23 protein-coding genes are annotated in these 24,814 nt (G+C 58.2%); 21 read left to right on the forward strand and 2 right to left on the reverse strand.

Annotated features, from left to right (window positions below; translation table 11 throughout):
• Window positions 1-60: 60 nt before the first annotated feature.
• Complete coding sequence (locus NZD89_RS30070; RefSeq protein WP_268006590.1) at window positions 61-270, reverse strand: non-oxidative hydroxyarylic acid decarboxylases subunit D; 210 nt, start codon at window positions 268-270, stop codon at window positions 61-63.
• 247 nt (window positions 271-517) lie between these two features.
• Here NZD89_RS30070 and NZD89_RS04585 point away from each other — a divergent pair, with 247 nt between their 5' ends.
• From NZD89_RS04585 to NZD89_RS04630, 10 genes are all read left to right on the forward strand, one after another.
• Entirely contained in the window at window positions 518-1,798 is a 1,281-nt protein-coding gene (locus tag NZD89_RS04585) for a benzoate/H(+) symporter BenE family transporter (protein ID WP_268006591.1), read from the forward strand.
• Window positions 1,799-2,065: 267 nt separating this feature from the next.
• A complete protein-coding gene (locus tag NZD89_RS04590) occupies window positions 2,066-3,418 on the forward strand; it encodes an ATP-binding protein (protein ID WP_268006592.1) in 1,353 nt (450 codons plus the stop codon).
• Window positions 3,419-3,541: 123 nt separating this feature from the next.
• A complete protein-coding gene (locus NZD89_RS04595) occupies window positions 3,542-3,991 on the forward strand; it encodes an SRPBCC family protein (RefSeq protein ID WP_268006593.1) in 450 nt (149 codons plus the stop codon).
• On the forward strand, window positions 3,988-4,851 hold the full coding sequence (locus tag NZD89_RS04600; RefSeq protein ID WP_268006594.1) for an AAA family ATPase: 864 nt from the start codon (window positions 3,988-3,990) through the stop codon (window positions 4,849-4,851). The genes NZD89_RS04595 and NZD89_RS04600 overlap by 4 nt, the downstream gene beginning before the upstream one ends.
• Window positions 4,852-5,028: 177 nt before the next feature.
• Entirely contained in the window at window positions 5,029-5,679 is a 651-nt protein-coding gene (locus tag NZD89_RS04605; protein WP_268006595.1) for a VWA domain-containing protein, read from the forward strand.
• 46 nt (window positions 5,680-5,725) lie between these two features.
• Complete coding sequence (locus tag NZD89_RS04610) at window positions 5,726-6,544, forward strand: FAD binding domain-containing protein (RefSeq protein WP_268006596.1); 819 nt, start codon at window positions 5,726-5,728, stop codon at window positions 6,542-6,544.
• Window positions 6,541-7,047 (forward strand): (2Fe-2S)-binding protein, encoded by a 507-nt coding sequence (locus NZD89_RS04615; protein WP_268006597.1) that lies wholly within the window; start codon window positions 6,541-6,543, stop codon window positions 7,045-7,047. Before NZD89_RS04610 ends, NZD89_RS04615 begins: the two co-directional genes overlap by 4 nt.
• 2 nt (window positions 7,048-7,049) lie before the next feature.
• Window positions 7,050-9,377, forward strand: coding sequence for a xanthine dehydrogenase family protein molybdopterin-binding subunit (locus tag NZD89_RS04620; protein WP_268006598.1), 2,328 nt, complete (start codon window positions 7,050-7,052; stop codon window positions 9,375-9,377).
• Window positions 9,374-10,471 (forward strand): XdhC family protein, encoded by a 1,098-nt coding sequence (locus NZD89_RS04625; protein ID WP_268006599.1) that lies wholly within the window; start codon window positions 9,374-9,376, stop codon window positions 10,469-10,471. Before NZD89_RS04620 ends, NZD89_RS04625 begins: the two co-directional genes overlap by 4 nt.
• The gene (locus NZD89_RS04630) at window positions 10,471-11,133 is read left to right on the forward strand and encodes a nucleotidyltransferase family protein (RefSeq protein ID WP_268008391.1); all 663 of its coding nucleotides are present in this window, start codon (window positions 10,471-10,473) and stop codon (window positions 11,131-11,133) included. The genes NZD89_RS04625 and NZD89_RS04630 overlap by 1 nt, the downstream gene beginning before the upstream one ends.
• Here the strand turns inward: NZD89_RS04630 and NZD89_RS04635 are convergent.
• Window positions 11,068-12,300 (reverse strand): MFS transporter, encoded by a 1,233-nt coding sequence (locus tag NZD89_RS04635; RefSeq protein ID WP_268006600.1) that lies wholly within the window; start codon window positions 12,298-12,300, stop codon window positions 11,068-11,070. The genes NZD89_RS04630 and NZD89_RS04635 overlap by 66 nt on opposite strands.
• A 192-nt stretch (window positions 12,301-12,492) precedes the next feature.
• Between NZD89_RS04635 and NZD89_RS04640 the strand changes: the two genes are divergently transcribed.
• The 11 genes from NZD89_RS04640 (at window position 12,493) to NZD89_RS04690 (ending at window position 24,772) form a co-directional block, all read left to right on the forward strand.
• Window positions 12,493-13,152 carry a flagellar brake protein gene (locus NZD89_RS04640; RefSeq protein WP_268006601.1) on the forward strand — a complete coding sequence of 220 codons (660 nt, stop codon included), beginning with the start codon at window positions 12,493-12,495 and terminating at the stop codon, window positions 13,150-13,152.
• A gap of 343 nt (window positions 13,153-13,495) precedes the next feature.
• Window positions 13,496-15,403 carry a 1-deoxy-D-xylulose-5-phosphate synthase gene (gene dxs, locus NZD89_RS04645; protein WP_268006602.1) on the forward strand — a complete coding sequence of 636 codons (1,908 nt, stop codon included), beginning with the start codon at window positions 13,496-13,498 and terminating at the stop codon, window positions 15,401-15,403.
• A gap of 92 nt (window positions 15,404-15,495) precedes the next feature.
• The gene (fni, locus tag NZD89_RS04650) at window positions 15,496-16,599 is read left to right on the forward strand and encodes a type 2 isopentenyl-diphosphate Delta-isomerase (protein ID WP_268006603.1); all 1,104 of its coding nucleotides are present in this window, start codon (window positions 15,496-15,498) and stop codon (window positions 16,597-16,599) included.
• A 126-nt stretch (window positions 16,600-16,725) separates the two neighbouring features.
• Entirely contained in the window at window positions 16,726-17,736 is a 1,011-nt protein-coding gene (gene hpnH / locus NZD89_RS04655; protein ID WP_268006604.1) for an adenosyl-hopene transferase HpnH, read from the forward strand.
• A gap of 6 nt (window positions 17,737-17,742) precedes the next feature.
• Window positions 17,743-18,426: a 5'-methylthioadenosine/S-adenosylhomocysteine nucleosidase family protein gene (locus NZD89_RS04660; RefSeq protein ID WP_268006605.1), complete on the forward strand. Its 684-nt coding sequence runs from the start codon at window positions 17,743-17,745 to the stop codon at window positions 18,424-18,426.
• On the forward strand, window positions 18,411-19,427 hold the full coding sequence (gene hpnA, locus NZD89_RS04665) for a hopanoid-associated sugar epimerase (RefSeq protein WP_268006606.1): 1,017 nt from the start codon (window positions 18,411-18,413) through the stop codon (window positions 19,425-19,427). The genes NZD89_RS04660 and hpnA overlap by 16 nt, the downstream gene beginning before the upstream one ends.
• A 26-nt stretch (window positions 19,428-19,453) precedes the next feature.
• Window positions 19,454-21,355: a squalene--hopene cyclase gene (shc, locus tag NZD89_RS04670; RefSeq protein WP_268006607.1), complete on the forward strand. Its 1,902-nt coding sequence runs from the start codon at window positions 19,454-19,456 to the stop codon at window positions 21,353-21,355.
• An 8-nt stretch (window positions 21,356-21,363) separates the two neighbouring features.
• Window positions 21,364-22,215: a squalene synthase HpnC gene (hpnC, locus tag NZD89_RS04675; protein ID WP_268006608.1), complete on the forward strand. Its 852-nt coding sequence runs from the start codon at window positions 21,364-21,366 to the stop codon at window positions 22,213-22,215.
• 22 nt (window positions 22,216-22,237) lie between these two features.
• Complete coding sequence (locus tag NZD89_RS04680; RefSeq protein WP_268006609.1) at window positions 22,238-23,098, forward strand: phytoene/squalene synthase family protein; 861 nt, start codon at window positions 22,238-22,240, stop codon at window positions 23,096-23,098.
• Window positions 23,074-24,450, forward strand: coding sequence for a hydroxysqualene dehydroxylase HpnE (gene hpnE / locus NZD89_RS04685; RefSeq protein ID WP_268006610.1), 1,377 nt, complete (start codon window positions 23,074-23,076; stop codon window positions 24,448-24,450). The genes NZD89_RS04680 and hpnE overlap by 25 nt, the downstream gene beginning before the upstream one ends.
• Window positions 24,451-24,643: 193 nt before the next feature.
• A complete protein-coding gene (locus tag NZD89_RS04690; RefSeq protein ID WP_268006611.1) occupies window positions 24,644-24,772 on the forward strand; it encodes a hypothetical protein in 129 nt (42 codons plus the stop codon).
• The last annotated feature ends 42 nt before the right edge of the window (window positions 24,773-24,814 follow it).

Here is a 24,814-nt window from a genome sequence, read left to right on the forward strand (position 1 = left end):
ATGGGACAAATCTACCAGGCAAAGAGCCTGTTTAGAGTTAAGTCAACTGAAGCACGAACACTACCAATTGGCTGAACGAATATCACCTTCTGGATCTTTTAGTTGGATTTGAACGCCGCTGGTGATGTCTGGCCACATCGCCAACCGAAGATGGGTTCCGTCGAGCGCCAAGAAGCAGACTGGGCAAGAGTGCACCGTCCACGCTCCCTTTACAGGAGACTCTACGACGATCTCCGCTCGTGTCGAGTCACATCGTGGGCATGTCGTCATGAAACACACACTCCTTTATCGATTTCGTAGCTGTCTATGTCAGCCCAGGAGACGGAGACCAAGGCGCGACCACGCCTATCCACATGGCCGACTTGGTCCAGCGCCCGCTGAGACGGCTGGAAGCCCACGAGACTTGAAAATATCAGGAAAATTTCCTCGAAATCGGTTACACGAGTTGAAACCTCCCAGCTCTCTGATAAGATTATATTTCGGCATTCGAAATAACTGTGGTTTTGGGGGGATGGTTTTGCTTGCAGGCACGATTCGGGAATTTCCCAAGCACGTTTCGTTAGGCAGTTTGTCGAGTGGGCTTATCGCCTGGTTGTTCGGCGTCACAGGTCCGCTTCTTATCGTTTTACAGGCGGCTACAGAAGGGCATCTGTCCGCATCAGAAGTGACTTCTTGGATTTTTGGTATCTATGTGATTCCAGGTCTCATGACGCTGCTTCAGGCGTTCGTATTTCAGCAACCGATTGGGTATGCGTTTTCGATTCCGGGTGCCGTGTTGATTGGCGCCACACTCGTTCATCACTCCTACGCGCAGGTGATTGGCGCCTATATCGTGGCGGGTCTCATCATCCTATTATTGGGGCTTTCCGGCGTGGTGGAGCGCGTGATGCGGGTGTTGCCGATGCCCGTGATGATGGGCATGGTCTCGGGTGTTCTGCTGCCGTTTGGCGTGGGCCTATTCAAGGCCGTGGTTGCCAATCCGATGCTCAATGGCATACCGCTCGTGGTCTTTTTGTTATTGTCGTTCGCTCCGGGCATTGCCAAGAAGTTTCCACCGATTCTAGGTGCGGTGATAGCGACTGGCGTCGTGCTCGCCTTGGCGCATGAAGTGCATACTCAGGGCGTATCGTTTGGCGTCGCAGCACCCCACCTGTACAAGCCGGCGTGGAGTGTGTCCACGATGGGCCAACTGGTGCTTCCATTGGTACTCACGGTTGTCGCCATTCAGAATGCACAAGGGATTGCGGTGTTGAAGAGCGAGGATTATACGCCTCCTATCAACTCGATGACCCGCTGGAGTGGAATTGGATCCGTCCTCAATGCGTTCCTTGGCGCACACACCACCTGTATTGCAGGGCCGATGACGGCATTACTCGCGGGGAGCGAGTCTGGGCGAAAGGAAGCGAAGTACACCGCAGCGGTGACGCTCGGCGTTCTGTCCGTCTTGTTCGGTCTGTTTGCGCCCTTGGCGGCGTCCATTCCGCACATGATACCGACGTCCACGATTCAGATGTTGGGCGGTATCGCGATGATTTCCGTCCTGACGGATTCTTTACACATGAGCTTCGTCGCGACGTTTAAAAAGAGTGCGTTGTTTTCCTTCCTCATCACTGTATCCGGTGTGACGATTGCACGTATCGGAGCCCCGTTCTGGGGGTTAGTAGGTGGGACTTGCGTTTCGTTCTTACTCGAAAAGGGCGACTACAAGAAAGTCACGAACCGAGAGCTCGAGCATCCTCCGGGCGATTTACCAGAGCCCGATAGCGGGGAGAGGGCCTTCGAAACGAACTTGAATTAGACAACGGCCATGCTTCCGTCATCTACGATGCGGAGGAGTGGCCGTTTTTTTGCGGCGAACAGGCATTCAAAGTCAGTATTGAATTTCCGCTGCTGGCAGAATATTATGCACTTAACGGAATGATCATCTCAATTTGTGGGCCGATATCAGGCCAAACCGCACCCGGAGACCATCGCGGATGGAATCAGTGGAACTCGCACGTCGACAAGCCTTCGTATGACCGAGCTTCGTCGCGGCGGTTGAACATTTTGAATCGGGGGAGCGGTGATGAAGAGAATCTTCTCTTGGTTAGTCAATATGTGGATGCGCGGGCCAATCACGCTCGTGTCAGGGTATGTTCTATTCGGCCTGCTATGGCTGTGTTTAACGAATCTGATTGTGAACCACATGTTCGGACAAGTCTGGCCCGACACGGTCGTGGCGTTGCGCTTTTTGTCGTTTTTGATGGTCACTGGGTTTCTATCGTTTATTTTCCTCGTAAAATTCAATCCCGTCGTCCGCAATTTGCGCATCGCGGCGGACAAGGCTCTGAAGGATTCGCAGGAGATATTTGAATGCGTCTTTCACTATACCACCGATGCCATCGTGGTGTTTGACTTAGATATGACTGTCCTGAAGTTCAATCCGACGTTCGAAAAGATGTATGGCTATACCTTCGAGGAACTGGGCGGGTCGATTCTCCCCGTCATTCCGGAGGACGATATCGCTCCAACCCGCCACTACTTTGAACGGGTCAAATCAGGCCTCGCCCCGTTTCAGGAGTTTACAGGCACGCGAATTTGCAAGGACGGGAGCACGCTCGAGGTGATGATCAGATTCTCGCCGTTAAAGGACGCCAGCGGCGACATCGTAGGCGTGTCGAGCATCGTGAAGGACATCACCGAGATCGTCAAGACTCAGGATTTGTTGATCAACTCCGAAAAGTTACTCGCAGTGGGGGAATTGGCTGCGGGTGTCGCGCACGAAATCAGAAACCCGCTCACGTCGATCGCGGGTTTTGTACATATCCTCCCTAGCGCACCTCTTGAAAAACAGTCTCTCTATGCGCAGTTTATCAAGGGCGAGATCGAGCGGATAGATCGGATCGTCAGCGAACTCCTGACCCTGTCGAAGCCGAGGGTCATGAAATATGCACCTGCCAGATTGGACGCGGTGCTGGTGGAGGTCATTTACCTCCTGGAAGCGCAGGCACACTTGAATACCGTACAACTGGTCCCTCAGTTCGACGCGAGCGCGTCCGAGGTGATGTGTGATGAGAATCAGTTGAAGCAGGTCTTTATCAACGTGATGAAGAATGCGATAGAGGCGATGCCAAATGGGGGGGGCCTGACGATAGGGCTGCGTCCCACCGACGGAGCCGTTGAAGTGTCCTTTCGAGATACGGGGCAAGGCATTGCGGAAGACCAGTTGAAGCGCATCGGTTCACCGTTCTTCACGACAAAGGAGACGGGAACGGGCCTTGGATTGTTGGCGAGTAAACGCATTCTCGAGAATCATCAGGGCTTTATGGAGATCACCAGCCAACCAGGTGAGGGAACGACCGTGACCATCACCATACCGCTGCGCCTCTCGACGATAGACCAGAGGGTATGTAGTGCGTCGGCGACAAATATCAATTAGAATATTTTGAATTGCACATTTGTGATAACATTTCTCGTAGATTCCGTCATAGATTGATTCGTGGTAACTCACCATCTGTACCATTCTCTACTTTAAATCGGACTTGGAATGAGGGTGATGTACATGAAGATCAGTGGCACGAAGACCGTCCAATTGACAATGGATCAGACCTATCAGTTACTTACAGACCCCGCAGTATTGACTCGCGCGATTCCAGGTGTCAAACAGCTCAAGGAAATTTCAAAGCATCACTACGAAGCGGATTTAGAGATGGGCGTTGCGGGTATCAAGGGCCGCTACAAAGGGGATGTCAGGATGACAAACGTCATCGAGGGCCAATCGTTTCGCTTGGTGATCACGGGCGAAGGGCCGATGGGATTCCTGGAGGCAGACGTTTTCATTTCGTTGCAGGTGCAATCGCCAGGTACGCTCATCTCGTACGACGGGGATGCCACCGTCGGAGGTACGGTCGCCGGAGTCGGTCAACGCGTGCTGTCTGGCGTGGCAAAACTCCTGATCGGGCAGTTCTTCAATGGCATCGTGAAAGAGTCTGCCAGTGTGCGCTTCTCATGAAAGAAGCTCACGGATTGGCCCACGTGGGGCGCTTGGATTGGCCTCAGGTATTAAAGCAGCAAAGCTATATCGCCTCGCCGGGGCTTCTCTCGATGCTGGAGTTGGCTGTCGCGATGAACCGTCCTCTGCTTCTCGAGGGGCCGGCTGGTTCCGGCAAGACGTCACTTGCGGGCGCAGTGGCCAGCGTCCTCCATCGCGACTTTGTTCGCCTGCAGTGCTTTGAGGGCATGGACGCCACGCACGCACTGTACGAATGGAACTATCACAAACAGTTTACCGCACTCTCCCGCACCTCCACCGAGGACGTATTCTCTGAGAACTATTTACTTTCACGACCTTTACTCCAGGCATTACGAGCCGAGCGCGGCGCCGTGTTGCTCATCGATGAGGTAGACCGCGCCGATGAGGCGATGGAAGCGCTACTACTCGAATATCTCGGGGAGTGGCAAATCACCATCCCTGAGTGGAAGACAGTGACTGCATTGATTCGCCCAATCACCATTCTCACCTCGAACCGCACGCGCCCGCTCAGCGACGCGCTGCGGCGCCGCTGCCTCTATGTCCACCTGCCCTACCCAGACGTCGCGCAGGAACTGGAAGTGGTTCACACGCACGTCGAGTCAATCGCGCCCGACGCTGCCAGGCGGATTGTAGAAGCCGTTCACGAGCTGCGAACGTGGCCGCTGTTGAAAGTCCCGGGCGTTGCGGAGACGCTCGATTGGTGTCGGGCGTGGTGCCTCACAGGCGGAGTGTGGGAGCGCTCTTGGGTGGAGGCGACGCTTGGCTGCGTGGTGAAGGACGAACTCGACCTCCAATTGGTGACACAGCGCCTGGACGAGTTTTTGGCGGGATTCACCTGAAACGCCACCGTCCCTTCAAAGGAGCAAGCCTATCCTCCAAGCGGTGGCCGTTTTAAGGATAGGGAATCGGAGCAGCTAGGCGTCGCCCAGGCGAGCCGTCGCAAAGGGGATAGCCTGGCGCAGCAACTGCCGGCGTCACTGCCGCCATGGACGATGCGGGCGAGCGCGAGTCGAATTTTGCGCGCACGGCGGCCGAGCAGGACGAGAGAGTTCAGTTACCTGGCTGTAGGGCCCGATATTCGTCGCACCATCCGCCAGTTCGTCCGCAGGGGTGGCCTGTACGTCGGCTCTGTTCGCAGGCGCAAGCTGACGAGACCAGGTCGATTGGTGGTGCTTTGGGACGTGTCGGGATCGATGGCAGAGACGATTCCATTGTACCTACCATGGCTGCACCGCGTGGCCCTTTCCGCTCGAGACGTCGGGATTTTTCCGTTTGGCGTGCGACTGGAAGACTTGACCCCCGTCATGCGGCAGCCGTACGCGAACGTGTTATCGGCCGTCGCGGCCACCTCGGACTTGTGGGAGGGGGGCACCCAGCTTGGGGCGGCGATCGATGAGTGGAACGTTCGCCATGGGGCAAGATGGCTTCGCGGGCGGGTGACCGTGCTCATCATCAGCGATGGGTGGGACAGTGGCAGCAAAGAGTCGGTGGCAAGCGCCTTGCGAGCGATTCGAGCCCGTGACGCGCGGATTGTGTGGATGCATCCGCTCCTTCGAACACCTGGCTTCGAATTGAAGACGCGCGCGCTCGTGGCCGCAAAACCATACGTCGACCAGTGGCTTCCAGGTGGAACGCCAATCGATTTAGACCAGGCGGTCATCTCGTAAAAGTTCTTAATTTTCACTATCTTCATCGAAGAAAAGGAGGGTTTCCATGAAACCGGCAGTGTTTTCGTATCACAAAAGCACTTCTGTCGAAGAGGCCGTGAAGTGGCTCGACCAACACCCTGAGGGCAAGATTCTGGCAGGCGGACAAAGTTTGATCCCGCTGATGAATTTCCGCCTCTCCCGCCCCGAGGAACTCCTCGATATCACGGGGATTCCGCAGCTCGATACCGTGTCACAAACAGGAGACCGACTCGTCCTTGGCGGACTCATCCGACATCAAGATCTGGCGGAGCACGATCAGGTTCGAGGCGCGGCTCCGGTGTTGGCCGAGGCGGCGAGCCACGTGGGGCATTGGGCGATAAGGAATCGCGGTACGCTCGGAGGATCGCTCGTGCACGCAGATCCTGCTGCAGAACTCCCTGCCGCCATGGTCGCACTCGACGCGACATTCGAACTGGTCAGCCGCGCTGGAGTTCGGGAGGTGCCTGCACGCGATTTTTATCTCGGATTTTTAACCACGGACATCATGCAAGGTGAGTTGTTGACGCGCGTATCGATTCCCATCGCGGATAAAACGGCGTTCGGGTTCGCCGAAGTCGCGCGCCGCCCCGGCGACTTCGCTCTGGCAGGCAGTTTTGTCGAAGTCGGTAGAGACGCATCTGGCGCCATTACGTGGTTTGGCATCAGCGGCGGCCCAGAGCGCAGAGCGATCACCTGGCCAACGGACGCACAGGAGCGCGCGCACGCCATATTAGAGCAACTCGACACCGTGGACATTCTCGACGACGAAGCGTACCGACACCACGTCGCGCAGGTCGTCGCAGAAGAGACGTATCGCAAAGCAGCAGGGGGGAGCGCGCGATGAACGAACTGAGGGCGGTTGAGAAGGTGACCATCACACTCCGTGTCAACGGCGAGGAGAGGGTGGTTTCTGTCGAACCTCGGTGGCTGTTATCGGACGTATTGCGCCACGGGTTGGGCCTCGTGGGGACGCACGTCGGCTGTGAACAGGGGGTGTGCGGCAGTTGTACGGTGCTCGTCGACGGACAGCCGACGCGCAGTTGTCTGCAGTTTGCCGTGCAGGCAGAGGGCAGTGACATCGTCACGATTGAAGGGGTGACGCAAAGCGAGGGCTTGACACCTCTACAGCGGGCGTTTGCACAACACCACGCGCTACAGTGCGGATTTTGTACGCCTGGGATGGTGTTGACCGCACAGGCGCTGCTCGACAAAGTCGCGAACCCGGACGAAGAGACGATTCGCGAGGCGCTGTCGGGAAACATCTGCCGCTGCACCGGTTATCAATCCATCGTGGACGCAGTCATGGCTGCGGCCGGGACTGCGAAGAACCAAGTAGAGGAGGACTGAGTATGTCGCGCTTACTGGCCAAACCTCGCTTCACTGGGGCGCGCGTCACGCGGATGGAGGACGACCGCCTGCTCAAGGGTCAAGGGAGATATCTCGATGACATCACCGTGCCGGGCATGCTCGAAATTGCGTTTGTGAGGTCGAACCGCTCTGCGGCGAAGCTCGTCGAGGTCGACGTGGAGGCCGCCCGCAACCTGCCAGGTGTGATGGCGGTGTTTACTGCACAAAACTGCCCCTACGTCCTGCACGATGAAAAATATCAAGTGGATCAATCGGTGTTGGCCAAAGACGAGGTTCGCTATGTCGGCGAGCCCATCGTGGTGATTGTGGCAGAAAACCGGTATATCGCGGAGGACGCTGTCGAGTTGGTGCGCGTCCAGTACGACGCGCTGCCCCCCGTGATCACGGCCAAAGACGCATTGGCGGACACCCGCCGCGTGCACAGCCAGCGATCGAACGTGTTTGAACACTGGGAGCAGGTGACCGACGGGTTCGAAGAGGCGTTCAACTCTGCCCCTCATCGCGCGCACGCGACATTTGTGACCCACCGCCAGACCGGTGTTCCGATGGAGACGCGCGGCTGTGCCGCCATGGTCGATCCCGCCTCAGGACGCCTCACCGTCTATGTCTCGCATCAGTCGGTGCACCAGTTCCGCACCGACCTCATTAAGGTGATGAACCTCGACGAGCATCAGGTCCGCGTGGTTGTACCGGAAGTCGGCGGTGCGTTCGGCATCAAAGCGATGTTTTACACGGAATACATCGTCGTGACGCACGCCGCGAAGGCCCTGGCACGCCCCGTGAAGTGGATCGGCGACCGCACGGAGAGCCTTCTCGCCGACTGCCACGCACGCGATAACATCCACGAGGTGGAAGTCGCATTCGACGACGACGGCGTGATCTGTGCAGTGCGCGACAACGTCATTGGCGACACCGGCGCCTACCCGATTCTCGGCTTTCCGGGCGCCGTCGGCGAAGCGGGATGGGCGACCGGACATCTGACCGGGCCGTACAAAATCCCGCATGTCGCCATCACGGTCGATTGCGTCTTTTCAAACAAAGCCCCAGTTGGCGCATACCGCGGTGTCGGCGGGCCAGTCGGCGCGCAGGTGCAAGAGGGATATATCGACCTGGTCGCTCGCAAGTTGGGCAAAGACCCAATTGAGGTTCGCCGGGTGAACCTGATTCAAAAGGACCAGTTCCCGTTTCTCTCGGCCACAGGCAACACGTATGACCCCGGTTCCTACGCGGAGTCGATGGAGGAGGCCCTCAGGCTCATCGGCTACGATACGTTCCGCGACGAGCAGCTGGAGGCCAGAAAGCAGGGCAGGTACCTTGGTATCGGCGTCTGTGTATTTGTGGAACCGTCGGCGGGGGTGTCGTCAGAGGCGGGATCGACTCCGTATGAAGCGGTGACTCTGCGCCTGGAACCGAGCGGGAAAATCACGGCGTCCACGGGGCTTGGGCCGTCGGGACAGGGGCACGAGACGACGCTCGCGCAACTCATCGCCGACGAACTGAGCGTGGACGTCGGGGACATCGTGGTCTTGCACGGCGATACGGACAGTGCGCCGTTTGGCGGCGGTACAGGCGGTAGCCGCTCGGCGACCATCGGCGGCGGCGCGGCGCTGAAAGCGGCGAAAGAGATGCGGGGCAAGCTCGCAAAGATCGCGGCGCACTTGCTCGAGGCCTCACAGGAGGACATCGAGTTCAAGGACGGCCAAGCACAGGTGGCTGGCGTGCCATCGCGCGGTCATTCGATTGCAGAGCTCGCGCGCATTGCCTATACGGATGTCTCGAAACTGCCCGACGATATGCAGCCGGGACTCGAGGTGGTATCGCGCTACCGCCCGCCGATGTCTGTCACGTACAGCAACGGCACGCACGCGGCGAAAGTGGAGGTCGACATCCAGACGGGCCTCGTGAAGATTCTCGACTACGTTGCGGTCAACGATTGTGGGGTCCTTATCAACCCGATGATCGTCGAGGGGCAAATCCACGGTGGGGTCGCACAAGGCATCGGCAGCACCTTCCTAGAGGAGTTGCGGTACGACGACGCGGGACAATTGACGACCACATCGCTTGCAGAGTACCTCCTGCCGGCGATGACCGACGTTCCGCGCATGCGCATCGAGCACCTCGTGACCCCGTCTGGCAACGACGGGGGATTCAAGGGGATGGGGGAGGGATCGCTCATCGCCGGTCCGCCGTCACTGTGTAGTGCAGTGTCCAACGCGCTCGAGCCATTTGGCGTGTTTGCGACAGAGATCCCCATTCTCCCGCAGCACATCATCGCGTGGACGAAAGACAAGGTGGCGGTCGAAGCATGACCACCATCCACGACTTCGCGACGACGCTCGAGTACTGTGCAGACCACGGCTTGCGGGCGGCGGTCGCCGTCGTGGTCGAGACGGACGGCTCTGTGTATCGGCGTGCGGGCGCCCGCAGTGTCATCACGGAAGATGGCCAAATCCTCGGCGTCATCAGTGGGGGGTGCGCCGAACAAGACCTCCTCGAGCACGCGAAAGAGACTTGGCAAACCGGGCAAACGTTGCAGGCGCAATACGATTTTCGCAGTCCTGACGACTTGCTTTGGGGGATGGGCGCGGGGTGTAACGGTGCCCTCACTGTTTGTCTCATTCCGTTCGATCCTTCGACGAACCCCGAACTGGCCGACAGGCTGCAAGCGGATCTGCGCCAACGTGCGGACGCCTGCGAGCCGTATGTCTGTGTCACGATTGTTCAGTCGAGCGATCCGAACGCCTGGCCAATTGGCCCCGTGACTGCCACCGACGTATTCTATCTGCAGGACCTGCCCGAGGTGTCGGCTGCAAAGCCGCTGCTCGTTCGCCGAACGTGGGCCGGGACGGATGTACAACTGTTCGTCGAAGTCGTGTCGCCTCGTCCGCGACTGGTTGTCTTCGGGGCGGGGGAGGATGCTCGTCCTCTCGTTCACTTCGCGGCTGCGGCAGATTGGCACGTGACCGTCGTCGACCACCGCGTCGAGTTTGCCAGCTCGACGCGATTTCCCGAAGCGGCCGCCATTCGGGTCGTTCGCCGAGACGAGTACGCGTCGCTCGACCTGGACGACGCCGCATTTGCGGTGGTGATGATGCACAATTATCACTTGGACCGCGACCTGCTCCAAAACCTCCTGCCTCGCCCGCTTAGCTACCTCGGCGTACTCGGACCGCGGAGCCGCTTTGATGGTCTGTTGCAAGAGGTGCGCGCGGCCGGCGTCGCGGTGGAAGCGGCGTCCCTGACCAAGGTTCATTCCCCAGTCGGGCTCGATATCGGTGCGCAAACTCCGGAAGAGATTGCGCTGAGTGTCATCGCCGAAGCGATGGCGCGCCGACGCGCCAGAACGGGGCGGTCGCTGCGGGAGCGCGTGGGAACGGCCGACGTTCAGGGGGCGCCCACGTGATGCGCGAGTCGACCAGCCGCACCGGGGGGATTTTCACAGTCGTACTCGGTGCAGGCCTGGCGAGGAGGATGGGGCGGCAGAAGCTCCTCCTGCCGATGCCCGATGGCCGCCCCATCCTCCGGGCGACTATCGACGCCGCGTGCGGGACCTCGGCTGCGGGCGTATTGCTGGTCATCGGCGAGGACGGCGAAAAATTGGCGGAGGCCGTCGCAGGTGCGCCCGTGACGGTCCTTCGCAACCCGCGTGCGAGCGAAGGGCAGAGCACCTCGCTTCACGTCGCAGTAGCGGCCCTCATTCACTTGCGGGCCAGCGCGGGCGTGTTCATGCTCGCGGACCAGCCGGAGATCTCCCCCGAGTCGCTTCAGGCGGTCATGCAAAGCTACGAGGAGAGCCGCGCGCCGATTGTGCAGGCGCAGTACCGCGACGGCTTTGGACATCCGGTACTGTTCAGTTCCGACCTCTACGATGCATTGTTGACGGTTGTCGGCGATGCGGGCGGCCGGCGCGTCATCCGCGACCACCAGCACCTGCGCCATGCGGTCGCTGTCGGCGGACTGACTCCGCCTGACATCGATACACCGGACGACTACGCGGCGTTACTCGCCCGGTGGGCTGAACGGGGGGCGTCTTTTCTGGAAGGAAAAGATGCCAGCGGCCGTTAGCGTGGCCAAGGTGGCCACGAGGAGGATGGGGGAGAGGCCGGCGTGATCGAATAGATTGCCGAATAGAACCGGTCCGATGAGCCGCCCCACACTTCCAAATCCACCGATGAGACCGAGATAAAACGGTGCGCTGCGGCCCATCGTTTGGGTGATGAAGGCGGGGATGGTGGGAGAGATTTGCATTTCTCCGAGCGTCGCGATGACCATGCCGATGACGAGGTACGAATACCTTGTGTGGACGATGAGGACGAGCAGAAAAGCCGCCCCGTACAACAGCGCACTGCTGACCAGCCGGGCGGGTAGCGCGCGCGTGACGGTTCGGTTTAGAAGGGTTGTGACGGGCTGCCCGACGAGGATGATGAGGCCGTTAATCGTCCACAGGAAGCTGTAAGTAGCCGGTGAGTGCCCTTCTTGATTGAGGTACGGGGCGACGCCGGAATTCCACGCCGACGTCGACAAAAACACCAGCATACACCCCGCGCCGACGAACAGATAGGCGCGGTAGTTCTTCAACAAGATGCCGATTCCGGTATCGCGCTGCGTCATCAACCCCTTTGACCACTGATGGAGGTCATCCGCTTTCATTCGCCTCATAAACCACCAGAAAAACAGTGCAAAGCCGAGCGTGGTCAGGCTGTTGAACAAAAACGTCAAATTGAATGACACCGCCGCGAGGATGCCGGCCAGCGTAGTGCCAATGGCCACGCCGACGTTGTTGCTGACGTATACGGCGTTAAACAGTCGCACGCGGTGATCCGGCCAGCGAAAGCCGATGAACGCATTGACGGCGGGCATTGTGACGGCGATGAGAAAGCCGTTGATGGTCATCGCCACGACGTATGGGACCCAGTCTTTAGCCACTAGCAAACACAGTTGTGCCAAGCCAGTCAACACGAGTGACCAAACGATCAGGCGCTTTGCGCCGATGCGTTGATACAAGGCGCCTCCGACGACCTGGCCAAGGACACTTGCTAACGACTGGAAAAACAGTGCCAGTCCAGCGTCGCCGTACGACTTCAATAGGACGTTGTGTACATAGATGGTGGTCAATGGCCACATTAAAGCACTGCCCACAGAATTTACGAGGCTCGCCAGGATAAATACATACGATTCACGTGGAAGATTGGAATTCTTCATTTGCGGTACATTGGCCTGTGTCGGCATCATCTGAAAAGGTCCTCAAATCTGGTAGGTGGTATGTTGTCGAGTTCCTTAGAACTTTCTGAGTATCCCACAAAAGTTGGGACTGCGCGATAGCCTTGCTGACGATTCGCAGTGCAAGCCCTTGCATTGTATCCTCTCTGGAATTCTGATAAAAGAAAGTGAGTGCCGACTGTATGGTCACATAGGATGAAGGGGATGGTGCGGTTGTATCCGATGAAGCTACAGGACGCGATGGTCACCATCGTCGGGTCAGAGCCTGAGGAAGAGCACAAAGTTCGAATTGTCGATATCACGGAGGATACGGTGGTCATCACACCTCCGTTCGACCAGAACGGATACGCGATGTTTTTGCCGGAAGGGACTAGGATTGTCGTGGGGTACGTGCAAACGGCGTACTTTGAGTTTGAGACGCGCGTACTGCACAACGTCCGCAGCCGAATTCCGCTTGTCATCGTACAAAAGCCCGAACTGTCGCAGATTTCTAAAGAACAGCGGAGACAGAGTTTTCGCGTCCCGGTGACTATCACAGCCAAGATCACAATCGATGGTGGCACGTCGTTCGTGATGAATTTACTAGATTTGAGCGCGGGTGGGCTTCTCGCCGTGTCCTCGACGAAACGGTTGACACGGGGGGATTTCATCGCAGGCGAGATCGTTCTCGAAACGGACAAGGGGGAGACCGTTGTCACCTTTCGCGGAGAGGTTACGCGCGAGGCCCTCGAGGATGGCCAGTACCTCTACGGCGTCCAGTTTGCGGACGTCGGTGCGAACGAGGACGTGCTCATACGCTACTGTATGAACCGACAGCGTCGGTTTCTTCGGACGCAAAGGGAGCGGTCGCAAGCGCAGACGTGACAGCTGTGCTCGCGGCGTCGGGACGACTGCAGTCGGGTAATCGTTCCGGTCGCCGATAGAGAAAGTTGGCAAGGTCAGCGAGGTTTTGAATATCTTACTCGTAAACTTCCTTTTGTGACGGCGTTGTCGAGGCAGTGCGCAGGGGAACACTGCAGTCAGGCCTGAGGTTCTTACCAAGTTTGCTATCGGCCGGTTTATTTTGGTATCCTGAAATTTGAGTAATATTCGAGATTATTCGTGGCCGATGTCCCTAGCAGGACTTGTGTGAGCATCATGGACTTATTCGAGAATTTTATACGAAAGGTTTGCCCCAAGTGCAACGGCAGTTAAATTTGTTATTCCAGTGCAATCGAGGTGTTGTCTTACGCTACTCGATTCAATTCAAGAACCCAGTCATCTCAAGTCGCTGACGGAAGAACAACTGTTAACGCTGGCTCAAGAAATAAGGGACTTTCTTGTCGAATCTATATCGAGTACCGGAGGGCACTTCGGGGCAAGCATGGGCGTGGTTGAACTCACTCTAGCACTGCATCGGGTGTTCGATAGCCCGAAAGACAAAATGATTTGGGACGTCGGCCATCAAGGGTATGTACACAAACTCCTCACTGGCCGGAAAAACCAGTTTGCGACACTTCGCCAACTGGGTGGTTTGGCCGGGTTCTTAAAGCGAAACGAAAGCCCTCACGACGTTTTTGGGGCCGGCCATTCCAGTACCTCTATCTCCGCGGCACTCGGAATGGCCGTCGCACGAGATCTGTCAGGTGATGACTATCGCGTGATCGCCGTCATTGGCGATGGCGCACTGACCGGCGGCATGGCCATGGAAGCGATGAACCACGCCGGTGATTTGGGAACCGACTTGCTGGTCATCCTCAACGACAACGAGATGTCCATTTCTCACAATGTCGGGGCAATGTCCAAATACCTGACCCGACTGCGCTCGCAGCCCGCCTATACGAAGGCGAAGGTGGAGATCGACCAGACGCTGCGACAGCTTCACGGCGTCGGCGAGAAGGTTACGAAAGTGCTCGACCGAATGAAGGATGCGGCACGCCATGTCATCCTGCCCATCAGCGTCTTCGAGGGATTCGGCTTCAAGTACTTCGGCCCAGTCGACGGTCATGATCTCCCACAACTCTTGTCCGTACTTGAGCGGGCGAAGGAGTTGAAGGGCCCCGTTCTCATCCATACGCTCACGGAAAAGGGGAAGGGGTATTCGGCGGCTGAAAACGCCCCCGATAAGTGGCATGCCTGGCCGTCCGCCGGCAAGGGAGCGGCGGTTCCATCCTACACGAGCGTCTTCGCACAGACTGTGATGGACCTAGCCATGGTGGATGAACGCATCGTCGTCGTCACGCCTGCGATGTTGTCGGGGAGCGGATTGACCGAATTTCAGAGGCGCTTTCCGGAGCGCTGCTTCGATGTGGGGATCGCGGAACAACATGCGGCCACCTTTTGTGCCGGTTTGGCCGCCAATGGAAAGCGGCCCATCTTCGCCGTCTACTCGACATTCCTGCAACGCGCTTACGATCAGACTATTCACGACATCTGTATTCAGAATCTCCCTGTCGTCCTGGCGGTAGATCGCGCCGGCATCGTTGGCCCTGATGGAGAAACGCACCAGGGTGTTTTTGATTTGGCGTACCTCCGTGCAATCCCTCACATGACCATCATGGTCCCGAAAGACGAAAACGAATTGCGCCACATGCTCTATACCAGCACCCAATGGGACGGGCCCGTCGCAGTCCGGTATCCGCGAGCCGACGGCCTGGGGGTTCCACTAGATCCCGTTTTGAAACAGCTCGATAGAGGGAAGGCAGAGGTCGTCCGAACGGGCAAAGACGCCACCATTTTCGCCCTTGGTACGATGGTGCACGTCGCGTTGCAGGCGGCAGAGGTGCTTTACAACCAGTACGGGCTGGATGTGACCGTGGTCAACCTTCGCTTCGTCAAACCGCTCGACGAGAGGTTGATTCTTGAGATGGCCCGAACGGGGGCGCCGATTTTGACGGTCGAAGAAGCCGCGCTGGCTGGGGGCGTAGGGTCGGCCATCGTCGAGCTCCTGGCGGATCTCGGCGTTCGAACGCGCGTTTGGCGCAAGGGGATTCAGGATGAGTTCGTCGAGCATGGGTCGCGTGGCGAAGTGTTAGCCCTGCTTGGGCTAGATGTGTTGGGAATCGTCGAAGACGTTTTGAATTTGGTAGGCAGACCGACGCAAAGGGCGCATATATTGGACGAAGTGGGACTGTGAGAGGTCGCGACAGCGATTGTGAAGAGCTGTGCCTGTCGGGGCGTAGCATCCTTGTGTTGCGCACAGGGGCCTTACTTCAGAAGGGTTGGAAGATGTATATGGCCAAAGCGACGGAACAAGGGCGTGAACAGCGCAAGGTAGAACATGTCTGTGCAGTGCGGACACTTGGTGACAATGGGGCGTCATCGACCTGGTTTGAGGACGTCACCTTATTGCCGAACTGCGCGCCGGAACTCGCGTGGGATGAGGTTTCTACCGAAACCAAATTGTGTGGGTTTACGCTATCTTCACCGATTATCATCAACGCGATGACCGGTGGTGCCGCACAGGTGTACGATATCAACCGCCGCCTCGCAGCCATCGCAAGGCGCTTTGGGCTGGCGATGGCGGTCGGATCGGAGACAGCGGCGCTCAAAAATCGCGAGGTGGCGTACACGTATCGAGTCGTTCGCGAGGAACACAAAGACGGCCTCGTCATCGCCAACGTCGGCATGGGAACGAAACCTGAGGTCGCCAGAGCGGCAGTCGACTTGATTGATGCGCAGTTGCTGCAAGTCCACTGGAATGTGGCACAGGAATTGTTTATGGCGGAGGGAGACAGGGATTTTCGCGGCGCGCTCGCAGGGCTGTCCGAGGTCGTGCACCGCGTGGGCGTACCGGTGATTGCCAAAGAGGTCGGTCAAGGGGTCGCGGCCGAACAGGCTTCGCAGTTCGTCGAAGCTGGAGCCAAGGCGATTGACGTCGGCGGTCGCGGTGGAACGAACTTCATCGCGGTCGAGGCTTGGCGGCGCGAGATGCAACTCACTGACCAGTGGAAGAGTTGGGGCATCTCGACGGCTGCGACGCTGTGCGAAGTGGTCGACGTCGCCGGTGCATCGGTGGATGTCATCGCATCCGGCGGGATTCGCACCGCGGACCAAATTGTGAAGGCGATGGCTTTGGGCGCAAGCGCGGTCGGCATCGCTGGGCCGCTCGTGCGACTACTCGCCGAACCGGATGGCGACGACGCCATCGCACGCTATCTGGAAGAGTTGCACTGGGGGATGCGCGCATTGCTAGTCTTGACCGGATGTCGCACTTGGAGCGAACTTCAGCGGCGGCCCATCGTGCTCGGCGGGCGCCTCAAAGAGTGGATGGAGGCGCGCGGGCGGGAGTCGTTTTTGACGTCGCTTCGTTTGCGCACAGGACAATTTTGAATTTTTTGTTAGACAGAATACAATATTGTTCGTCACGTTCATATGTCGAGTCACTACAAAAACTTGAGTTGGTACGTTCACAAAGTTCATCTCACGCTGGCTGTGCACTTGTTGGGAGGCGATATTGTGGCAAGACAACCGCTCGGACTTACTGTAGATATGGCGAAGTACATCATGACACAAAAGCTCAAAGGCAATAAGCGATTCCCGATGGTACTCATGCTCGAGCCGACCGAAATGTGCAATCTGACCTGCACCGGCTGCGGGAAAATCCGTCAGGCCCCAGAGGTTTTAAAGATGCGGCTCAGCGCAGAGGAGTGTTTTGCCGCCGTCGACGAGTGCGGCGCACCGGCCGTGTCCATCGCCGGCGGGGAGCCGCTCGTTCACCCCGAAATCGTCGACATCGTCAAGGGGATGTTGGAACGAAAAAAACTGACGATGTTGTGTACCAACGGAATTTTGCTCCACCGCGTGTTAGACAAACTCGAACCAGACCCTCGTTTCACGTTCGTTTTTCACCTGGACGGAAAGCGGGATCACCACGATAAGATGGTGGAGCGCAAAGGCGTGTTCGACATCGTCATCAAGGGCATCAAGGCGGCCAAAGAACGCGGCTTCCGCGTCGCGACAAATACCACCCTTTACAAAGGCGCATCCGCACAAGACACCGCTGAACTACTCCAAGAGCTGATGGACATCGGCGTGGACAACAGTATTCTCTCGCCCGCTTTCACGTACGAAGAGGTGGATGCGTCGAACAGTGACATCTTCCTTCACCGCCAAGAAGTGAACACCCTCGTTCAAGACATTCTAGACAATGCGAGAGGCAAAGTGCGCTTTTACGATACGCCCATCTATTTTGACTTTCTGCTTGGCAAGAAAGACCTGCGTTGTACCCCGTGGGGCAATCCGACGCGAAACCCAAAAGGCTGGAAAGGCCCCTGTTACCTCCTGACCGACGCGCACTACGACACGTTTGAAGAGATGATGAACCAGACTAACTGGGAAGAGTTCGGCTATGGTGAAAACCCGCGCTGCGCCAGTTGCATGATGCACAGCGGGTATGAGGCTTCTGCGGTCGGAGCCATGACACCGAAGGACACCTGGCGGTTGGTGCGATGGTTCTTCGCGTCGTGAACGGCCGTGTCTAAGCCGGTGCTCGTGCTGGCGGCCCTGCGCTTCGAGGCGAGCGCGTTTACAGCGTTGCAACGGAATGACCGAGCTCGTTGGCGGGTCGAGGTGACCGGCGTCGGGCCTACGGCCGCTCGGCGAAGGGCTGAAGCACTGATTCGACAATTGCAGCCTAGTTGGGTCTTCGGCGTCGGCGTCTGCGGGGCTCTGCACAGTTCGCTGCGCCGCAAAACGATTGTCGTGCCAAGCAGGTTGTATAGCGACGAACGGGAGGAGTGGATATCCCCAAGCCCACTGCCTGACGAGGTGCGTGATGTGATTCTCGGTCGCGTGCGCGTCAGGGCAGGGACCGTCGCGCGGAAGGGAGAACGGTCGGATACGTCTGTCGCTTTGTCGACCGGGGGACTCGTATCCGTTCGCACCGTGGCCGCGTCACCAGAACAAAAGCGGGCACTTGCGACGCAATACGACGCGCTCTTCGTGGACCAGGAGAGCTATACCTGGTGTGAGGTGGCGAGGTCGTTCGGGGTGCCCGCCACCATCCTGAGGGTCGTCCTCGATGGCGCAAAGGACGCCCTCCCGACTTGGAATCGCCCGCGCAGCTGGCCGGCGGCGCTCGCTCTACCGTATCGCGCATTGGCGGCGAGACGTGTCTTGAAAGCAATAGAGGGGGGCCTTTCGTGCGCGCATTGGTGACGGGGGCAACGGGATTTGTCGGGTACCACGTGGCGCTTGCGCTGTGTTCTGCTGGCCACTGTGTCCGGGCGGTCGTTCGCTCACCGCAACACGCGGATCGATTGAACGAGTTGGGAATGGAAGTCGTGGCGGGAGACTTGGCGACTGGGCACGGGTTAGCATCTGCGGTCGCCGGCTGTGACGCCGTCTTTCACGTGGCCGCGCACTACTCGCTGAATCACCGGGACAGCAAAGTGATGCACTTGGTCAACGTGGAAGGCACCAAGCGCGTGTTAGAGGCGGTTCGACAGGCGGGGGGGCCGCGGCTCGTGTATACCAGCAGCACGGCTGCCGTTGGGCTCCGGGAAGACGGGGAGCCGGCGGATGAGTCTCGCTTTGTCGATCCCGCCACGGTGCACAGCGTCTACAAGCAGACGAAGGTGATGGCCGAAGCGCTTGTCCTAGAGGCGGTTCGGGATGGCATGGACGCCGTCATCGTCAACCCGTCGACGCCGGTCGGGCCCTGGGACGTCAAGCCGACCCCGACCGGTCGCATCGTCCTCGATACGATGCGAGGCAAGATGCCCGCCTACGTGGAAACCGGATTGAACGTGGTGGCAGTCGAAGACGTCGCGGCTGGTCACGTACTGGCCTTTGCCAAGGGCGTTCGGGGAGAACGATACATCTTGGGCAACCAGAATCTTCATTTTGGCCAACTCGTGGCGACCGTCGCCCGCCTCGCCGGGCGTAAACCACCTTCGTGGAAGATCCCGTTCTGGTTGGCGTATGTGGTGGCGGGGGTGGACGAATACGTGGTTTCCCCCTTGTTGGCCAAATCACCGCGGGCGCCTGTGGCGGGCGTAAAGCTCGCACGAGTCCCGATGTACTTCACGGCCGCCAAGGCCGTCCGCGAACTGGGACTCCCGCAGACTTCGGTGGAAGAGGCGCTCGCCCGGGCAGTGGAGTGGTTCCAACAGCACGGAGACAGGGGCGACCAGCGCGGTTCTGTACACCGGAAATAATCGGTTTGGAATAGGGAGTGGGGAAGATGACGAAGCAACTACTGGATACGCCAAACGCACAGGCGACTCTGGAAGCGGGAATCGCACATCTGTTGCGGCTCCAGTCACCCGCTGGACATTGGTGGGGGCCGCTGTTGTCCAACGTGTGCATGGAAGCGGAATACGTACTTTTGTCTCACTGTGTAGGCAAGCTGAACCGCGAGCGGGGGGCGCAGATTCGGACGTATCTCATCAGCCAACGGCGCACCGATGGCACGTGGGCCATCTACCCGGGTGGTCCGAGTGACTTGAACGCGACCGTCGAAGCGTATGTGGCACTAAAGCTGTTGGGCGAGCCCGCTTCCCATCCGCAGATGGTACAGGCCAAGGAATTTATTCAGAACGCGGGGGGCGCCCAGTCCGCACGCGTCTTCACGCGGTTGTGGCTCGCAATGGTCGGACAGTACCCATGGGATAAATTGCCGGTCATTCCGCCGGAGATTATGCATCTGTCCAAGCGGACGCCGCTCAATATCTACGACTTTGCGAGCTGGGCGAGGGCGACTATCGTGGCGTTGACCATCGTGATGAATCGCAAACCCGTGTATCCTCTTCCAGCCCATGCGGCGGTCCCAGAGTTGTTTGAAGCAAAGCGCCCACCCAACCCTCGTTCGGCCAAAGGCGGGGACTCCGGGTTATTTATCGCCCTCGACCACTTCCTCAAATCGTACGACAAGTGGCCCGTTCATCCGGGGCGCCGGAGCGCGGAGAAGAAGGCGCTCGATTGGCTTCTGTCCCATCAAGAGGAGGACGGTTGCTGGGGAGGCATCCAGCCGCCTTGGTTCTACGCGTTACTCGCCCTCAGATGTCTCGATATGACGGACCATCCGGCCTTTACGAAAGGCTGGGAAGGACTTGAGGCGTACGGGTTGACGACGAGTGATGGGGGATGGATGTTCCAGCCGAGTGTCTCGCCGGTTTGGGATACTGGCTTGACTGTCTTGGCGCTGCGCGCAGGCGGGTTGCCGCCTGATCATCCAGCCCTCGTGAAAGCTGGGGAGTGGTTGGTTAGCAAGCAGATTCTCACAGGTGGAGATTGGAACGTCAAGCGCCCAAACGTGAAGCCAGGTGGATGGGCGTTCGAGTTCCATTGCGATCACTATCCAGACGTCGATGACACAGCCATCGTCGTCATGGCCCTAAACGGCATCAAACTGCCGGACGAAGCGCGCCGTCGCGACGCGTTGACGCGAGGTTTCCGCTGGCTGGTGGCGATGCAAAGTTCGAACGGGGGATTTGGTGCCTACGATGTGGATAACAATCGCCAATTGACGAATCGAATTCCGTTCTGTGATTTTGGCGAGGTCATTGACCCTCCGTCGGAGGACGTCACCGCACACGTCCTCGAGTGCTTTGGTGCATTTGGCTACGACGGTGCCTGGAGCGTGATTCAGCGAGCGGTTCAATACCTCAAAGCAGAGCAGAGACCGGATGGGTCCTGGTTCGGTCGTTGGGGTGTCAATTACATCTATGGCATCGGCGCCGTCGTCCCTGCACTCAAATCCATTGGCGTAGACGTCCGCGAACCGTGGGTCCAAAAGTCGCTCGACTGGCTCGTAGCGCACCAGAATGAGGACGGCGGCTGGGGCGAAGATTGCCGTTCGTACGACGACCCGCACCTGGCAGGTCGAGGCGTCAGCACCCCATCGCAAACCGCGTGGGCTTTGATGGCGATGATCGCCGGGGGGCGAGTAGAATCGGACGCCGTGCTCCGCGGCGTCAACTATCTCCACGAAACCCAACGCCCAGATGGGGGCTGGGACGAGGAGGTCTATACCGGAACTGGATTCCCAAGGGATTTTTACTTGGCCTACACTTTGTATCGCGATATTTTTCCCGTGTGGGCCCTTGGCCGCTATCAAGACGCGATGAAGAAACGCCGGGGGTAAACCGTTTCATGTCGACCATACCAGCTGCTTTGGAGTCAGCATTTGCAGATTGTGAGAGGCTAGCGACAAGTCACTACGAGAACTTTTCGGTGCTCTCGTTGTTTATTCCACGGGACCTACGCCCGCATTTTTCGGCGATTTACGCATATTGTCGAGGTGTTGACGATATCGGGGACGAGTTTTCGGGGGACCGCCTGCAAGCGCTCGATGAGTGGGCGCACCAGTTGTCGCTGTGCTACACCGGCACCCCGACAAGCCCTGGATTTCGAGCACTGCAGTACACCATTCACCAGTTCGACCTACCGCGCGAGCCGTTTGATCAATTAATCGAAGCGAATCGGCGGGATCAACACCAGTCGACGTACGCTTCGTGGGAGGACTTATTGGATTATTGTCGGTATTCTGCGAACCCGGTCGGGCGAATGGTATTGGGGCTGTTCGGCTACCAGGACGACTACCGCCAACGACTGTCTGACTGCACTTGCACTGCGCTACAAATTGCAAACCATCTGCAGGACGTCAGTCGCGATGTCGTTCGCGGTCGGTTCTATGTACCCCTCGAAGACTTAGAGCGATTCGGTTCCTCCCTCTCAGAGTACCGAGCAGGGGTGATCACGGCACCGATTCGCGCATGCATTCGCCACGAAGTGGAACGCACGTGGGAATTATTCCACCGCGGTGAACAGCTCGAACAGACCGTACCGAGGCGGTTGCGCTTGCAGTTGAGGCTGTATCGCCTCGGCGGAGAGGCGATTTTACGCTCGCTCGAACGACAAAATTTCGATCCGGTGTCGCGCCGGCCCGTGGTATCGACTCAGAAAAAACTAGGAATCGCGTGTCGGGCACTCTTCAAGCCGTAGTCAGTCAAGGAGATGAGGGCACATGAATCTGACGCAGGCCTATAAATTCTGCGCAAAGGCCACACGCCAGGCAGGGAGTTCGTTTTACTACGGAATGCGCCTGTTGCCAAAGGAAAAGCGCATGGCGATGTACGCCATTTACGCCTGGAGCCGGATTTGTGACGACGCAGTCGATGAATTTCGGGGAGAAGCGGCAAAGGACCAGTTACATCATGCCGAGCGGATCTTCCTTGAGGCGTATGAGCCTGCCTATTCATCTCATTCAAACCCTGTCGTTCAAGCGCTAGGAGATGCGGTTCGACGATTTCACATCCCGAAGGACCCGTTTGTCGGCCTCCTCGAAGGCATGCGGATGGACATGGAGCCGGTGCGATTTGGCACGTTCGCCGAGCTTGAGCAGTATTGCGAGTACGTGGCGGGTACGGTGGGAGAGGTGTGTATCTACATTTTCGGTTATCACGATCCCGTTGCATTCCAATGGGCTCGCGAGATGGGTGTCGCCCTTCAGTTGACGAACATCCTGCGAGATTTGAAGGAAGATATCCTACGCGACAGAGTCTACTTGCCTCTCGAGGAGATGAGGCGCGTGGGGTATTCGCTGGAGGATCTCGTCCACCAGCGGAAAACGCCGGCATTTTATGCGTTAATGGATGAACAAACGCGCCGCGCACGCGACTACTTTGAGCGCGCAAGAAATCTATTTCCGCTCGTCGAAGTGGACAGTCTCCGCTGTCTGCGCGTACTCTACCTGATGTATTACGAAATTTTAGATAAGATTCAGGAGAACGGATTCAACGTATTTGAAGAGCGAATTCACGTGTCGGGATCGAGAAAATTGCAATTGGTATGGGGTGCCTTATGGAACGCGCACGCGACGGTATGAATGATGCACACATCATCATTATTGGTACGGGATGGGCGGGAATTTCGGCGGCCCATTCCTTGCTTGAACAGGGTGTGCCACCGCACCTGATCACCATGTTAGAGCGAGCGCCGCACCCTGGGGGGCGGGCTTTTTCGTTCGCGGATGAAAAACGGGGCCTCACACTCGACAATGGTCAGCACGTGCTGCTGGGGTGCTGTGACCAGTTTGCCCGCCTGCTGTCGCAACTCGATATTCGTGATGCCTATCGGTTGCAACCGCTGCTCGATATCCCGGTATTTTGTGACGGTACATGGGGGCGCCTGTCGAGCAAGCGGCTGGCTGGTGCGCTTCACCTCCTGCCCGGGTTGCTGACCTACGCGCATTTGAGCCCGCTGGAGCGCGTTCGCCTACTGCGGGTGGCACCTAGTATCCTGCGGCCGAATGTCGCCGCGTTGGACTCTATCAGCTTTGGCGCTTGGCTTCGTCAAAACGGTCAGACGGACCGGGCGATTGGCAGGCTATGGGATCTTGTCGGCACCGCGGTCCTCAACGGACACGCGGACGAGGTAAGTGCCGCGCTCGCCGCGGAGTCGTTTCGCATGGGCGTGGTCTCGGGCTGGCAGCAAGCGCGGTTGGGCTTATTTACGCGACCGCTTGGAGACCTCGCGACGGAAGCCATCACAAAACTTCAAGGCCTGGGCGTCGAGATTCTGTTTAACACGGCCGTCACGGAGTTACAGATACGAAACGCCCGCGTCACCGGCGTGCGCCTGCGGGGGGGCGATATGTTCGCGGCCGAGACGGTGGTAGCGGCAGTTCCCCACGACGCCCTGCTGCGGATGCTTCCCTCGCGCTGGCGGGATGACGATGACTTCGCGAAACTTCAATCGTTGAGTTGGAGTCCGATACTAAACGCGTTCGTACTCTATGACAGGCCAGTTATGAGGCAGGATGTGTTCGCTTCCATGGAGCTCGGAGGGATGTTTGTCTTCAATCGAGCAGCTCTTCTCGGACTCTCGCAATATGCGGGGCGATGGCTATCCGTCTCCATTTCTGCGGCCCATTCGCATCGGGGAAGTGAGGCGGATGAGCTGGCGAGGAAAGTTCAATCGGCCTTGGCAGCGGCACTGCCCGAAGCACGCGCGGCGCAAATTCAGACGTGTAAACTGGTTTGGCAGCCACATGCGACGTTTCTCGCTCGCCCAGGGTCGTGGTCGGCGCGGGCCAATCCGACCACTTCCGTCCAGGGACTCCTCGTCGCGGGCGATTGGACCAACACTGGCTGGCCGGCCTCTCTCGAAGGTGCGGTGCGCAGTGGAGCCGCCGCGGTCGAAGCGCGGTTGGAACCCAAGTTGTCTCTGACCAGTTGAAGGGTGCCTGCTACGCCAATGTCGTACAGGTTTCAAGCACCCAGAGTGCCTCTTTAGGAACATCGGTGGGGACGTTCCCCCGGTTGGGATTCTAAAGAGGCTTTTTACGTCTCGATGGAATTGAAATCCCTAGGATTTTCGTCTACGCTCAGAGGCGTATGTCTTGTCGAACAACGCGGTTGGAGGTAAGTAGATGAAGCTGTCACGAGGTATGAAGCGATTCCTACTCATTGCGCTTGCCATTGTAGCCTTATTCGTCGTCGTCGTCATCGTCACCGACATCGCCACGGGGTTCATTGCGGGACTTCATCAATCGAGCTAACGGGTCCAAGATAGCTTTGTGGATTCCAATAGGGGGCGCTCT

It is taken from the genome of Alicyclobacillus fastidiosus (genome assembly GCF_026651875.1).
GTDB lineage: Bacteria > Bacillota > Bacilli > Alicyclobacillales > Alicyclobacillaceae > Alicyclobacillus > Alicyclobacillus fastidiosus.